At 63.3% G+C, this 14,802-nt stretch carries 12 protein-coding genes; 7 read left to right on the forward strand and 5 right to left on the reverse strand.

What is annotated here, in order from left to right:
* The gene (locus tag EGJ86_RS00085) at positions 1 to 441 is read right to left on the reverse strand and encodes a GNAT family N-acetyltransferase (protein ID WP_125833478.1); all 441 of its coding nucleotides are present in this window, start codon (positions 439 to 441) and stop codon (positions 1 to 3) included.
* Positions 442 to 531: 90 nt separating this feature from the next.
* Between EGJ86_RS00085 and EGJ86_RS00090 the strand changes: the two genes are divergently transcribed.
* Positions 532 to 1,944, forward strand: a complete 1,413-nt coding sequence (locus EGJ86_RS00090) for a PLP-dependent aminotransferase family protein (protein ID WP_125833479.1) — start codon at positions 532 to 534, stop codon at positions 1,942 to 1,944.
* Positions 1,945 to 1,947: 3 nt separating this feature from the next.
* On the opposite strand, the gene speA is transcribed toward EGJ86_RS00090, so the two are convergent.
* The 4 genes from speA to EGJ86_RS00110 all read right to left on the reverse strand — a co-directional run bounded on the left by speA (position 1,948) and on the right by EGJ86_RS00110 (position 6,320).
* Positions 1,948 to 3,861, reverse strand: coding sequence for an arginine decarboxylase (speA, locus tag EGJ86_RS00095; RefSeq protein ID WP_099522624.1), 1,914 nt, complete (start codon positions 3,859 to 3,861; stop codon positions 1,948 to 1,950).
* Between the two features lie 121 nt (positions 3,862 to 3,982).
* Positions 3,983 to 4,354: a translation initiation factor Sui1 gene (locus tag EGJ86_RS00100; RefSeq protein ID WP_125833480.1), complete on the reverse strand. Its 372-nt coding sequence runs from the start codon at positions 4,352 to 4,354 to the stop codon at positions 3,983 to 3,985.
* 353 nt (positions 4,355 to 4,707) lie between these two features.
* Positions 4,708 to 5,259, reverse strand: a complete 552-nt coding sequence (locus EGJ86_RS00105) for an NUDIX hydrolase (protein WP_125833481.1) — start codon at positions 5,257 to 5,259, stop codon at positions 4,708 to 4,710.
* A complete protein-coding gene (locus EGJ86_RS00110) occupies positions 5,259 to 6,320 on the reverse strand; it encodes a DUF2333 family protein (RefSeq protein WP_099522627.1) in 1,062 nt (353 codons plus the stop codon). The genes EGJ86_RS00105 and EGJ86_RS00110 overlap by 1 nt, the downstream gene beginning before the upstream one ends.
* A gap of 258 nt (positions 6,321 to 6,578) precedes the next feature.
* Here EGJ86_RS00110 and EGJ86_RS00115 point away from each other — a divergent pair, with 258 nt between their 5' ends.
* The 6 genes from EGJ86_RS00115 (at position 6,579) to accC (ending at position 14,752) form a co-directional block, all read left to right on the forward strand.
* Positions 6,579 to 8,192 (forward strand): PleD family two-component system response regulator, encoded by a 1,614-nt coding sequence (locus tag EGJ86_RS00115; RefSeq protein ID WP_125833482.1) that lies wholly within the window; start codon positions 6,579 to 6,581, stop codon positions 8,190 to 8,192.
* 1,017 nt (positions 8,193 to 9,209) lie between these two features.
* A complete protein-coding gene (locus EGJ86_RS25510; protein WP_372237950.1) occupies positions 9,210 to 10,253 on the forward strand; it encodes a methyl-accepting chemotaxis protein in 1,044 nt (347 codons plus the stop codon).
* Between the two features lie 211 nt (positions 10,254 to 10,464).
* A complete protein-coding gene (dsbD, locus tag EGJ86_RS00125) occupies positions 10,465 to 12,252 on the forward strand; it encodes a protein-disulfide reductase DsbD (RefSeq protein ID WP_125833484.1) in 1,788 nt (595 codons plus the stop codon).
* Positions 12,253 to 12,420: 168 nt separating this feature from the next.
* Complete coding sequence (gene aroQ / locus EGJ86_RS00130) at positions 12,421 to 12,867, forward strand: type II 3-dehydroquinate dehydratase (protein ID WP_125833485.1); 447 nt, start codon at positions 12,421 to 12,423, stop codon at positions 12,865 to 12,867.
* A gap of 50 nt (positions 12,868 to 12,917) precedes the next feature.
* Positions 12,918 to 13,379 (forward strand): acetyl-CoA carboxylase biotin carboxyl carrier protein, encoded by a 462-nt coding sequence (gene accB, locus EGJ86_RS00135; RefSeq protein ID WP_125833486.1) that lies wholly within the window; start codon positions 12,918 to 12,920, stop codon positions 13,377 to 13,379.
* Positions 13,380 to 13,396: 17 nt separating this feature from the next.
* On the forward strand, positions 13,397 to 14,752 hold the full coding sequence (gene accC / locus EGJ86_RS00140; protein ID WP_099522632.1) for an acetyl-CoA carboxylase biotin carboxylase subunit: 1,356 nt from the start codon (positions 13,397 to 13,399) through the stop codon (positions 14,750 to 14,752).
* Positions 14,753 to 14,802: the final 50 nt, after the last annotated feature.

The following is a 14,802-nucleotide window of genomic DNA, read 5'->3' on the forward strand; positions in this document are numbered from 1 at the left end:
TCAAAGCTCCTGACGAAAATGCATGCCAATACCCAGCAAGCCCTGACGGTAGTAGAAACGCTGCCCGCGTGCGTTACCCAATGCGGTATCCAATACGAGGTTGGCGCAGCCGAGGCGCAATGCTTCTGTACGCGCCTCGACCAGCAGTCGATCACCAATGCCCTGGCTGCGCAGGTCCTCACGGGTGATCAGGTCATCAACATAGAAGAAGCGCCCATGCAGCAGGTTCTCCTGCAAGCGGCAGCCGGCCAGGCCCAGCACCTCATCACCGACCTGCGCCGCCAGCAGGCGATAACCTTGCTCGGCCTGACGTTGCAGGCGCTGAAGGAAATCATCGGCGTCGTTCAGGTGCGGGCGTAGAACACGCATCAGGGGGAAGCAGGCGCGTAACTCGTCCGGGGCGGCGAGCCAGTCGTAACGGCAGTCAGTGGCAGTGGTCATGGAGGTTCTCCAACGAAGATGCCGTCACTCTAGGTAGAACATGGCATAGTCGATAGAGCCAAGACCTTAACAATCGACTAGGACATGAGCATGCACAGCATTCGCCTCGCGCCCGAGCGCGATCAGGCCACGCCGATCTATCTGCAGCTCTACCGGCGCCTGCGCGAAGCCATTGGCGAAGGCCGCCTGCAACCCGGTGAGCGCGTGCCGTCGGTACGCGCGCTAGCCAGCGAGCTGAATCTGGCGCGCGGCACGGTGGAGGCGGCCTATCAATTGCTGATCGGTGAGGGTTATCTGCTGCCGCGCGGTCCGGCGGGTACCGTGGTTTCGCCACAACTACCCCACGCGCCAGACGGTGCGGCCGTTGCCGCCATGCCCCAGCAATCGTCACGTCCTGGCGAGGGGCGAACACCCGATGTTTTACCCTTCCAGCTCGGCCTGCCGGCGCTGGACGCCTTCCCGCGCAAGCTGTGGAGTCGTCTCGGTGCCCGTCATCTGCGTCAGCTGACCTGTGCCGACCTCGACTACCCCGCCCCACAGGGCCTGCTCGCCTTGCGCCGCAGCCTGGTGCGCTACCTGGGCGTATCACGCGGGATCACCTGCGAGCCGCAGCAGGTGTTCATCACAGCCGGCTATCGCGGCGCACTGCTGCTGATTCGTCACGCACTGCTGCAGACGGGCGATTCCTGCTGGTTCGAAGACCCGGGTTATTTCAAGGCGCGCGAGGCGCTCGAAGGTGCCGATCTACAGCTGATTCCAGTGCCGGTGGATGACCAGGGCCTATGCGTGGACGAAGGACGCAGGCTCGCTACCGATGCCCGTTGTGCACTGGTCACGCCTTCACACCAGAGCCCGCTCGGCGTGTCCCTGAGTCTTCCACGGCGCCTGGCGCTGTTGGAATGGGCTCGAGCCAGCCAGGCCTGGATCGTCGAGGACGATTACGACAGCGAATACCGCTACGTCGGACGACCGCTACCGGCGCTGAAAAGCCTCGATCACCACGGTCGCGTGCTGTACTGCGGCACCTTCAGCAAGGTGCTGTTCCCCGGCGTGCGCCTTGCCTACCTGGTGGTGCCGCCGGCGCAAGTGGAACGCTTCGCCGCCTGCGCGCGCACCTTCGATCATGGCTGCCCCGCACTGGCGCAGGCCATCACCGCAGACTTTCTCGATCAGGGCCACTTCGCCCGTCACCTCAAACGCATGCGCGCGCTCTATGCGCAGCGTCGAGGCTTTCTGGCTGCGGCGCTGGAGGCGGTATTCGGTTCGCGTTTGCAGGTGGAGTTGCAGGCCGGCGGCATTCACCTGCTGGCGCGGCTCGACGAATCAGAAAATGACGTCGACCTGGCGGCCGGCGCACAAGGCGCGGGGCTGGCTGTAATGGCGTTGTCGCAGTGGGCACGCCAGCAACCGTGTGGCAGCGGGCTGCTGCTGGGCTTCACCAATATCGCCAGCGCCGAGCAGGCATTGCACCTGACTCGACGATTGGCGACGGCAATCAGCTGAGGATCAGGACGCCAGGTAGGACGAGCGGGTCAGGCCCAGGCGCAGCGCATCGAGGAACTGCGTGCGCTCACGGGCACTGATCTTGGCGCTGGCGACCTTGTCGCGGTAGTGGGTCATCAGCTCCTCGGGCGACAGGTGCACGTAGCGCAGCATGTCCTCGATGGTGTCATGGGTCTCGATGCCGGCGTGCACCACGCTGCCATCGGCGGCCTGGTAGATATTCACCGAATCGGTGTCGCCGAACAGGTTGTGCATGTCACCGAGGATTTCCTGGTAGGCGCCCACCAGGAAGATGCCCAGCACGTAATCCTCGCCTTCACGCAGCTCGTGCACCGGCAGGCTGGTCTCGATGGACTGCTCGTCGACGTACTGACGGATCTTGCCGTCGGAGTCACAGGTCAGGTCCTGCAGCACCGCGCGGCGCAGCGGCTCCTCGTCCAGGCGCGACAGCGGCAGGATCGGCAGGATCTGGCCGATGGCCCAGGTGTCCGGAAGGCTCTGGAATACCGAGAAGTTGCAGATGTACTTGTCGGCGAGCTTGTCGTTGAGCTCGTCGAGCACCGCGCGGTGCGAGCGCTGACGGGCCTTGAGCTGGTTGTGCAGGCGGCGGCAGATGGCGAAGTAGCACTGCTCGGCCAGCGCCTTCTGCGCCAGGCTAAGCTTACCGGACGAATATTGAGCCGCCACTTCCTCGATGTAGTGGGTGGCGCGCCAGTAGGTTTCGGCGACCATTTCCGGGTCGCTGTCGTCGAGCAGTTCGATCAGCACCTGGAGGATTTCCGGCTGTTCGACGCTGGCGTCGATCTCCGGCACCTTGTCGTTGTGACGCTCGACGTCGGTCACCTGCACCAGCAGCACGGCGTGGTGCGCAGTCATCGCCCGACCGCTCTCGGAGAAGATGTGCGGATGGGGGATTTCCTGGCGGTCGCAGAACTCCTTGAGCATGTCGACCACGGCATCGGCGTAGTCCTGCATGTCGTAGTTGATCGAGCTGGCGTTACGCGAGTGGGTGCCGTCGTAGTCCACACCGAGGCCGCCACCGACGTCGATGTGATCGACCGGCAGGCCCATGGCACGTAGCTCGCCGTAGTAGCGGATGGCCTCGCGGAAGCCCTTGCGGTAATCGGCGATGTTGGCGATCTGCGAGCCCATATGAAAGTGCAGCAGGCGGATGCCCTGGTCCAGCCCGGCCGCGCGGAAACGCTCGACCACCGAAAGGATCTGCGCCGCAGACAGGCCGAACTTGGACTTCTCACCACCGGTATCGGCCCACTTGGAGGATGCCAGCGAGGACAGGCGCACGCGCAGGCCAATCTGCGGCGCGACCTTGAGCTCGGCCGCCTCTTCGATCACCAGGGCGACTTCCGACTCTTTCTCGATGACGATGAACACGTTGTGGCCGAGCTTCTGCCCCATCAGCGCCAGACGGATGAACTCGCGGTCCTTGTAGCCGTTGCAGACGATGGTGCCGCCCTTCGGCGCCAGCGCCAGCACCGCCAGCAGCTCGGGCTTGGAGCCGGCTTCGAGGCCGATGGAGACATTCTGCGTGGCGATGATATTCTCGATCACCGCTTCCTGCTGGTTGACCTTGATCGGATACAACGCGGTGTAGCGGCTCTGGTATTCCAGGCGCTCAATACTGGCGTCGAAGGCACCGGTCAGGCGCCGTACACGGTCCTGCAGAATGTCCGGGAAGCGCACCAGCAGCGGCAACGACAGGCCGCTCTGACGCAGCTCGTCGACCTGCTGATACAAGTCGATGGGTTGGCTGTCCGGCCCGTTGGGACGCACTTCGATGCGCCCGGCGTCGTTGATCGAGAAATAGCCGGCGCCCCAGTGGCGAATGCCGTAGACACTGCGGCTATCGGCTACGGTCCATTGGCTGCCGTCGTCTTTGCGGGTGCGTCGTGCGGACATCGGGTTCTCCCATGAGAAAAGCCTGACCTTGCTGGCGGCCAGTTTAGAAATGATGAAAGCAAGATGACGTTTGCTCGGCGGTTGACCGTAGTAGCGTCATCGAAGTTTAGAAAAGGGCTTATCAGCCGCCGGATTTCTTCGCAGTAAACCCGCGCTTACTCAGCTCGGCCAACAACAGCTCGACGTGATCACCCTGGATCTCGATCACCCCATCCTTGAGCGCGCCGCCGGTGCCACATCGCTTCTTCAGCGCGCTGGCCAGCTCCTTGAGCGGCTCTTCGGCCAACGGCACACCACTGACGGTGGTGACGGTCTTGCCGCCACGGCCCTTGGTTTCCCGGCGCACACGGGCAATACCGTCGCCATCGGGAATGCGCGTCTGTTTGCAGATGCAGGCATCCACCGCCTGGTTGCAATCCGGGCAATGGCGACCACCATCGGTGGAATAGACGAGACCGCTCAAGGTGGAGAATGAAGAGGCTTTCTTGACCACCGGCTTGTCCTCGTAGGGGTCAGGATAGCGACTGGCTGAACGGATTCAGCCGCGAAGCCCCACTCAGGCAGGGGCAGCGCAGGCGGACAGACGTCCGCCGAAAAGGCCGCGCAGTTTAACGGCAAAGACCGGGCTTGCTAAGACCAAATTTGCGTCATTGTTCGGTACTTTGGCGACGCTGTTCGTCATCGTGCACGGAGCGCTCGGAATCAACGACGCCGTAGGGTGCGCCGTGCGCACCACCTTTAGATCTGAGACGGCGCTTCGGTGCGCACAGCGCACCCTACGCGCAGGAGCTAACACAACCACCCTCTCCCGCCCTTCGGGCACCCTCTCCCATAAATGGGAGAGGGTCATCGGAAGGCCGCAAGCGGCCTGTTCATATAGCGCTCCAACGCCGCCAACGAGTCCGGGCAGTAAGGTAGGCGTTGAGTTTCCTCCAGCGCCTGCTCGATGCTGATGAAGCGTGCCTCCAGCACTTCCTCCGGCTGCAGCAGCAGTGGCGCATCGGACACCGCCGAATAGGCCATGCACCACAGGCGGCTTTCCGGGGCGTCGTAAAGAAAGTGCGCATGCTCGATCAGCTCGGCATCGACGATACCCAGCTCTTCGGCCAGCTCACGCTCGGCAGAAAGCCGGTAGTCCTCACCTTCGAGCACCATGCCGCCGGCCGCTACGTCCCAATAGCCGGGATACAGCGCCTTGCTCAGGGTGCGCCGGTGCACGCACAGCAGCCCAGCCGAATTGAACAACAGGATGTAGGTGCCGCGTCCGATCAGGCGCTGCTCGCGTAGCTCGGCCCGGGAAACACCACCCAGTGGCTGATCATGCTCATCGACCCAGGCCACCCGCTCCTGATCGGAAGCGACGCGATGCGCCGCTTCCGCTGCCGAAATCGCGACCATCAACCCTGGCTCAGCAGTTGACGCAGATCGATCATGCCGGCATTGGCACGGGAGATGTAGTTGGCCATCACCAGCGAATGGTTGGCGAGGATGCCGTAGCCACTGCCGTTGAGGATCATCGGACTCCACAGAGTGGCTTGCGCTGCTTCCAGCTCACGAATGATCTGACGCACGCTGACAGTGGCGTTCTTCTTCGCCAGCACGTCGGCGAAGTCGACCTCGATCGCGCGCAGCAGGTGAGCCAGCGCCCAGGCCTGACCGCGAGCTTCGTAGAACACGTTGTCGATCTGCAGCCACGGCGTCTCGTACACGCCATCTCGCCCTACCAGTCCGGACTCTTCGGCGTCGTTGCCCACCTGCAGGTTCTCGTTCAGGCGCACCTGGCCGACGCTGGCCGACAGGCGCTGCGACAGCGAGCCGAGACGAGTGCCGGCATCGCCCAGCCAGTTGTTGAGGTTGTCGGCACGGGCATAGAACTGCGCATTCTTCTGCCCAGTATCAGACAGACGAGCCAGGTAGCGATCCAGCGACTTGATGCCCTCGCGGTATTCAGACTCGGAGGCCGGCAATGCCCAGCTCTTGTTATCGAAGTGGAAACGCGGCTCGGCCTTGGCCAGGTCCGGGTCTTCGGTCGACTGCGACTGCGAGCGGGCGAAATCCTTGCGCAGCGCACGGGAGAAATCACGCACCTGCACCAGTACGCCGTATTCCCAGCTCGGCATGTTGTCCAGCCACAGGCCGGGCGGCGCGAGGTCGTTGGACAGGTAGCCGCCCGGCTTGTCGAGCAGCGTGCTGGCGACCTGTTTGAGGGTTTCCACCGTGGTGTAACCGGTCACCATCTGGCGCTGCGCCTGCTGCGCCGCGCTCTGAGCATGCTGCTGCACCTGAAACGCAGACGGCTCCTGACTCCAGTACCAACCGACCACCAGGGCGATCAGCAGATAGACACCGATCAGGCCGCCCAGTGATCGAGCGATCAGGTTGCCACCGCTGCGGTCGCGCCCTGAGGCCTTATCGGCGCTGCCCTGCGAGTTCGTCGAGCGATTCTTCCAGTCCAGCATGACAGTGTCCCTTTTTAAGCGAATTCGAGTGTTCGACCACAACCTGGCCAACGGGTTGCGACCTGTTCCGCACTATAAGGCAAGCCCACTGCAAAACGCAGGGCGCAGGCGCAAACTTACCGCTGGTATGGGAAAACTACATTTCTGTCGCTTATTCGACAGAAATACGGCCGTCAATTGATCGACGGCAATGCCAGCGCCCGCAGCAAGTGATAGCATCAAGCCACCACTGACTTAACCACCTATAGAAGTCGGCCCATGACCGAGCACCCGGATCCCAGTCGCGATCGCCTCAAGCATCACTTCGCCCAGCGCGTGATTCATCAGGCGCGCCAGGTGCTGGAAGTATGGCAACGCCTGCAGCGCAGCGAATGGAACGACGCCGGCATGGCCGAGCTGACCGAAGCCAACCTGCGCCTGCTGCGTTACGCCGAGCGCTTCGAGCAGATCGAGCATGCGCAACTGGCGCAAAGCATTGGCACCAGCCTCGACGAGGTCGTGGAAAATCGCGGCCGTCTCAACAGTACGCTGATCGCTCGCCTCAATCAGGCCATGCAACGCCTTTCACGTACCGGCCTACGCCATAGCGACGCCTTCGAGCAAACCTTCCTGCCACCGCTGCGCAAACCGGTGTATCTCGCCCTGCAGGACGCCCAACGCGCCGAGCGCCTGGCCCAGCAACTGGAGTTCTTCGGCCTGGCCGCGCAGGCACTGAGCGATGAGCGTGCTTTCCGCGCCGCCATCACCGAACGCCACCCCGCCGCCATCGTCATGGACGTCGACTTCGCCGGCGCCGGGCTGGAGCTGGCAGGCTCGGTGCAGGAAGGCCTGGAGCAGAAGATTCCGCTGCTGTTCTTCAGCCACTGCGACACCGACACCCCGACACGCCTGGCCGCCGTACGCGCCGGCGGCCAGGAGTTCTTCACTGGCTCGCTGGATGCATCGAGCCTGCTCGAACGCATCGAAGTGCTGACTCACGCCTCGCAATACGACCCGTACAAGGTGCTGATCGTCGACGACTCCAAAGCCCAGGCGACGCACACCGAGCGCGTACTCAACAGCGCCGGCATCCTCACCCACACCCTTACCGAGCCTATCCTGGCAATGGATGCGCTGGCCGAGTTCCAGCCGGATCTGATCATCCTCGACATGTACATGCCCGAGTGCAACGGCACCGAACTGGCCAAGGTGATCCGCCACAACGACCGCTACGTCAGCGTGCCGATCATCTATCTGTCGGCCGAGGACGACCTCGACAAGCAGCTCGATGCCATGAGCGAGGGCGGCGATGACTTCCTCACCAAGCCGATCAAGCCACGCCACCTGATCGCCACCGTGCGCAACCGCGCAGCCCGTGCACGCAACCTCAAGGCGCGCATGGTGCGTGACAGCCTGACCGGCCTGTACAACCACACTCACACCCTGCAACTGCTCGACGACGCCTGCTTCCGCGCACGCCGCGAAGAGCAACCGCTGGCCTTCGCCATGCTCGACATCGACCACTTCAAGAAGGTCAACGACACCTACGGCCACCCCATGGGCGACCGGGTGATCAAGAGCCTGGCGCTGTTCCTCAAGCAACGCCTGCGCAAGACCGACCATATCGGCCGTTACGGCGGCGAGGAATTCGCCGTGGTGCTGCCCGACACTGACGAACAATCGGCGCTCAAGGTACTGGAGGAAATTCGCCAGCGCTTCGCCGAAATCCATTACCCAGCCCAGCCGCAGGACCTGTCCTGCACCTTCAGTTGCGGCATCGCCATGCTGCAACCCGGCCTGGACGGCAACGCACTGTCCAAGCGCGCCGACGAGGCGCTGTACAAGGCCAAACATGGTGGTCGTAACCGCGTGGAGCTGTACGACGACGAATAAAGCGCCGCCGAACGTGACGCCGTTCACGGCGTCATCAGGATGTAACCAAACCGCAATACGCTCGCGGGCATCGTTCAGTTGTCGATCGAGCCCGTCATGCGCCTCAAGCTGCTTACCAACCTCAATACCCTGTTGCTGGTCACCGTCTGTGTCGCCCTGGCGGCAACCTTGTGGTGGTCGCAGCGCGCACTGCAGCAGCCGGTGCAACTGATGGAGCGCTACCTGACGCTATCCCAGCAGTTTCAGCGCGAAGTGGCCGACAACATTCAGGCCTACCTGGCCAGCGGCAACGCCGTGCAACACAGCGCTGCAACCCAGGCCATCGACGCCTTCGACGAATCTATCGAACAACTGCCGCAACAACTGACCGCCGAGCTGCGCCCAAGCCTGGAACAACTGCGCGACTTCAGCGCCAATCAGCTGCTGGCCGCCGGCAAGCTGGCTGGCGATCCGCAGGGTCTGCTGCTGCAAGCCGAGCGCGAGATGCTCGCCGCTTTGGAACAGCTCAACCAGTACGCAGCCAGTGGCAGCGGCCCGGCAGCCGGTGACTATCGCCAGCCGCTGCAGGACGCGGGCTCGCGCCTGCTTAAGCTCGCTCACGCCCGTGAACGCTTTATCAGCCAGGGGCGCAGTGAACTGCTCGGCGATGTCGAGCGTGAACTCAAGGCCCTTGCCCAGCAGGTCGAGACGCTGGATAAGCTGCCGCTACTTGGCGTGCAACAGGCCGACAGCTCCGCCAACGTCGGTTTCGCCGCACTGCTCGGGCTGGATGATGCACAACAGGAGCAACAGGCGCAGGATCGCGGCATCGACCTGAAACGTGAACTGGGCACGCTGGTGCGCCGCTACCCCAGCGAACTGCAACGTACCCGCGAGCTGGTTGAGCAACGCCAGCAACTGGCCGTGACCACGACCGAGCGCGTGACCCAGGTGCAGCAGGCACTGGCGGCGCTGGAGCCGCTGGTAAAAGGTGAGTACGCGCGCATTCAGGGCGAGGTAAGGCTGATTCAGGGCCTGATGATCGGCCTGATCCTGCTGATCGCCCTGGTTATCGACCGCATCCAAAGGCGCCTGGCACAGGTGCTCGGACGCCTGGTACCGGCGCTGTCGCAATGGGCTAGCGGTGATTTCGCGACGCCGATCAGCATCCACTCTCGCACCCGCGAGTTGCGCGATATCGAAGACTCGCTCAATCACCTGCGCGGCTATCTGGTAGAGCTGGTCGCCAGCATCCGCGGCCATGCCGAGCATGTTGCTGGCTCAAGCCGCACCCTGGCCGACCTCAGCGGCGGCCTGCACGGCGGCGCCGAACGCCAGGCCAGCGATACCGCGCTGATCCGCGACGCACTGGGCGAGCTGGAAGCAACCATCGGCCAGGTCGCCCAGGACGCCAGCCAGACAGCCGACGCCAGCCGCGACGCCGACCGCGCCCTGGCTCAGGGCCAACAAGTCATCGGCCAGAGCCTGCAGGGGTTGCACGCGCTGGTCACCGAGGTTCAGGGCAACGCCCAGGCCATTGAACGCCTGGCCGACGAAACGGCCACCATTGGCGGCGTGCTCACGGTGATTCGCGGTATTGCCGAACAGACCAACCTGCTCGCCCTCACCGCCGCCATCGAGGCCGCTCGTGCCGGTGAGGCCGGCCGTGGCTTCGCCGTGGTCGCCGACGAAGTGCGCTCACTGTCGCAGCGCACCGGCAGCGCCACGGCGGAAATCCAGGACGTCATCGGTCGCCTGCAACAGGCGGCGCATCAGTCGGTACAGGCCATGCGCGCCCAGGTCGAACATGCCGAGGCCACTGCCGGCAAGGCCGCGGCGGCCGATGGCGCGCTGGACGAGATCGTTAGCGCCATTCGCACCATCGCCAGCATGGCCGAGCGCATCGCCGCGGCCACCGCGCAACAGAGCGATGCGGTCAGCGAGATTCGCGAGCACGGTGAACGCATTCACCAACTGGGCGACGACAACCTCGGCCTGATCGCCAGCGGACGCAACGAAAGCGAGCGCCTGCTGCACCTGGGCAGCCAACTACATAGCGCCGTACAGGCGTTTCGCGTCTAGCAGGCTGTTGAAAAACTACCTACGCTTTTCAACGGCCTGCTAGCCAGCTGCGACATGGCAGCGCAGGCAGCAACCGCCCGGGAACTCGACAAGGCCGGCTGTCTCCAAGGTTCCGCTCATCCCAGGCATTCGACGCTCCGGCGCAGCGACGGCGATGCGGGTGGGCGCTTTCCGGTATCATGCCGCCACCTATCGCCGAGATATTCGCCCGATGTCACTGCGTCGACTGCTGCTTCCCCTGCTTCTGCTCTGCCTGAGCCTACCCGCCAGCGCCAACCTCTTCGATAAGCGCCCGGCCGCCTCGCCGCTTGGCGCGCCGCTGAACAACAGCAGCGACTTCCTACCGGTGCGCGGAGCCTTCAAGCTCAGCCTGGTAAACAGCGATGCACAGGCAGTGACGCTACGTTTCGTCGCGACCGAGGGCTATTACCTTTATCGCCACCGCCTCAACTTCAGCGTCGAGCCGGCCGATCTGGCGCTCGGCGACGCCGAATTGCCAGCAGGCGAGGCCAAGCACGATGAGTTCTTCGGCGATGTCGAGGTGTACTACGGCGTGCTGGATATCCGCCTGCCGCTGGAGAACCCGGACAACCGCCCGCTGCGCCTGCAGGTCGGCTACCAGGGCTGCGCCGACAAGGGCCTGTGCTACCCGCCGGAGACAGAGTTCATCGAGATCGGTGATATGCCTGCTGCCAACAGCAGCGATGGGGCATCGGTGGCAGCCGGCTGGAGCTGGAAAGAGCTGGCATTGTTCTTCCTCGGCGGCCTGGCGCTGACCTTCACGCCGTGCGTCCTGCCGATGCTGCCGATTCTTTCCGGGGTAGTACTGCGCGGCCAACTGGGGGGCGTACGCAGCCTGACCCTGTCATTGGCCTATGTCCTGCCGATGGCCGCCTGCTTCGCCATTCTCGGCACGCTGATGGGCCTGTTCGGTGCCGGTCTCAACCTGCAGGCGCGCCTGCAATCGGCCTGGATACTGGTGCCGTTCGCCGCCTTCTTCGCGTTATTCGCCCTGGCCATGTTCGGCCTGTTCGAACTGCGTCTGCCCCGTTTCGTCAGCGAACCGCTGGATCGTCTGGCCGGCAAGACCCATGGCGGCTCGCATCTGAATGCAGCCCTGCTCGGCGTGCTCTCCAGCCTGCTGGTCAGCCCCTGCGTCTCGGCGCCACTGGCCGGCGCCCTACTTTATATAAGCGCCAGTGGTGATGCGCTGGGTGGCGGTCTGAAGTTGCTCGCGCTCGGCCTCGGTATGGGTACGCCGCTGGTGCTGTTCGCCGTGGGCGGTGGTGCGCTACTGCCGAAAACCGGCACCTGGATGGTCACGGTGCGCAATGCCTTCGGCGTACTGCTGCTGGCCGTTTCGGTATGGCTGCTCGAACGCGTGCTGCCGGGCAACCTCAGTCTGGCTCTGTGGGGGCTGCTGGCTGGTGGCGTGGCGGTGTTCCTCGGGGCGCTGGAGTTTGGGCCCAAGACACATCGGCAGAAGCTCAGCCAGATCGCCGGCCTGGCGCTGTTGGTTTACGCGCTGGCCGCCTGGGTCGGTGCATTGCAGGGTGCGAGCGATCCGCTCAAGCCGCTCGGCCAGTTGCAGACCGGCGCCAGCCAGAGCAGCGCCAAGAGCGGTGCCTGGCAAACCCTGAGTAGCCCCGCCGAACTGGACGCCGCACTAGCCGAGGCCAAAGCCGCCGGTCAACCGCTGCTGCTGGATTGGTACGCCGACTGGTGCATCAGTTGCAAGGTCATCGAGCGCGAGGTATTCGGCAATGCCGAAGTCGGCAGCAAACTGGCCGGCTGGCGCCTGATCCGCTTCGATATCACCGAAAGCAACGCCGCCCAGCGCGCCCTGCTGGACCGTTACAAGCTGTTTGGTCCGCCAGCCATCCAGCTGTTCGCCGGCAATGGTGACGAATTACTCGATCTGCGTGTCGTAGGTGAAGTCAATGCCGCCACCTTCGCGGGGCGCCTGGATCAGGCCAGCAACCGCCAGGCAGGTCGTTGAACGCTGGCAACACGATCCTCGCCCGTTCTTTGCAAATGCTCCGGCAACGACCGAAACCAACGCTATAGTCATATTTCTGCCGCAAACAGCAGGCATCGTGTCGACTATTGCTGACATCGCGCAGCTGCGGCATAGTCCTGCGCAGCCCGAATAACAAGGAACGCGACTATGGCCACCCTACTGGTGCTACACGGCCCCAATCTGAATCTGCTGGGCACCCGTGAGCCCGACAAATATGGCGCCACCACCCTCGCCGAAATCAACCAGGATTTGGAGCAGCGCGCACGCGAGGCTGGCCATCATCTGCTGTACCTGCAGAGCAATGCCGAATACGAACTGATCGACCGAATTCACGCCGCAAAGGGTGAAGGCATCGACTTTATCCTGATCAATCCTGCCGCTTTTACCCATACAAGCGTCGCATTACGTGACGCATTGCTGGCGGTGAGCATCCCATTCATCGAAGTGCACCTGTCCAACGTGCACAAGCGTGAACCTTTCCGCCATCACTCCTACTTCTCCGACGTTGCAGTAGGGGTGATCTGCGGCCTTGGCGCCAGCGGTTATCGGCTGGCCCTGGAAGCGGCACTCGAACAACTGACCGGGCGCGCCTGACGCGTAGCCTGGTAGACAAGTCCTACCTCACCTCTGGGAGTTGACCATTCATGGATATCCGTAAAGTCAAGAAACTGATCGAGCTGCTGGAAGAGTCCGGTATCGACGAGCTGGAGATCAAAGAGGGCGAAGAGTCCGTACGCATCAGCCGTCACAGCAAACAACTAGCCTATGCCCCGCAGCCGATGTACGCACCAGCACCAGCTCCGGTAGCAGCGCCTGTCGCCGCAGCCGCTCCGGGCGCTGAAGCCGCTCCGGCCGCCGCACCGAAGCTGAACGGCACCGTTGCTCGCTCGCCGATGGTCGGCACCTTCTACCGCGCAGCTTCGCCGACCTCTGCCAACTTCGTCGAAGTCGGTCAGACCGTGAAGAAAGGCGACATCCTCTGCATCGTCGAAGCAATGAAGATGATGAACCACATCGAAGCCGAAGCCAGCGGTGTGATCGAATCCATCCTGGTGGAAAACGGCCAGCCGGTTGAGTACGACCAACCCCTGTTCACCATCGTTTGATGCACGGGGAGCCTGCAATGCAGAAGCTGGAAAAAGTCCTTATCGCCAACCGTGGCGAAATCGCCCTGCGTATCCTGCGCGCCTGCAAGGAGCTGGGTATCAAGACGGTGGCCGTGCACTCCACCGCCGACCGCGAACTGATGCACCTGGGCCTGGCCGACGAGTCCGTCTGCATTGGCCCGGCACCTGGCGCACAGTCCTACCTGAACATCCCGGCAATCATCAGCGCCGCCGAGCTGACTGGTGCCACCGGCATTCACCCGGGCTACGGTTTCCTCGCCGAGAACGCCGACTTCGCCGAACAGGTGGAGAACTCCGGTTTCGCCTTCATCGGCCCGACCGCCAGCGTGATCCGTCTGATGGGCGACAAGGTGTCGGCCAAGAACGCCATGATCAAGTCCGGCGTACCGGTGGTTCCCGGCTCCGACGGTCCGCTGCCGGAAGACGAGGAAGAAGCGCTGCGCATCGCCCGTGAAGTGGGCTATCCGGTGATCATCAAGGCCGCTGGTGGCGGCGGTGGTCGCGGCATGCGCGTGGTGCACAAGGAAGAAGACCTGATCAAATCGGCCAAGCTGACCCGCACCGAAGCCGGTGCAGCGTTCGGCAACCCGATGGTCTATCTGGAAAAATTCCTCGGCAACCCGCGCCACGTGGAAGTCCAGGTGCTGTCCGACGGCCAGGGCAACGCGATTCACCTGTATGACCGTGACTGCTCGCTGCAGCGTCGCCACCAGAAGGTGATCGAAGAGGCTCCGGCCCCGCTGATCGACGAGAAGGCCCGCGCCGAAGTGCTCAAGCGCTGCGTCGATGCCTGCGTCGAGATCGGCTACCGTGGCGCCGGCACCTTCGAGTTCCTCTATGAAGACGGTCGTTTCTACTTCATCGAGATGAACACCCGCGTTCAGGTGGAGCACCCCGTCACCGAGATGGTCACTGGCATCGACATCGTCAAGGAGATGCTCAGCATCGCCGCTGGCAACCCGCTGTCGATCAAGCAGGAAGACGTGAAGATCCTCGGTCACTCGGTCGAGTGCCGGATCAACGCCGAAGACCCGGACAACTTCATGCCCAGCCCCGGCAAGGTCAAGCATTTCCATGCTCCGGGCGGTAATGGCGTTCGCGTTGACTCGCACCTGTACAGCGGCTACAGCGTCCCGCCGCACTACGACTCGCTGATCGGCAAGCTGATCACCTTCGGCAAGGACCGCGACGAAGCCATGGCGCGCATGCGCAATGCCCTGGACGAGATCGTGGTCGACGGCATCAAGACCAACGTGCCACTGCACCGCGACCTGACCCGCGACAAGGGTTTCGTCAAAGGTGGCGTGAATATCCATTACCTGGAAAAGAAACTGGGTATGGACAAGCACTGAGTCCTGACTCGCTGCATAACAGGGGCTGCCTTCAGGCAGCCCCTGTCGTT

Source organism: Pseudomonas sp. o96-267 (assembly GCF_003935465.1).
GTDB classification, from domain to species: Bacteria; Pseudomonadota; Gammaproteobacteria; order Pseudomonadales; family Pseudomonadaceae; genus Aquipseudomonas; species Aquipseudomonas sediminis.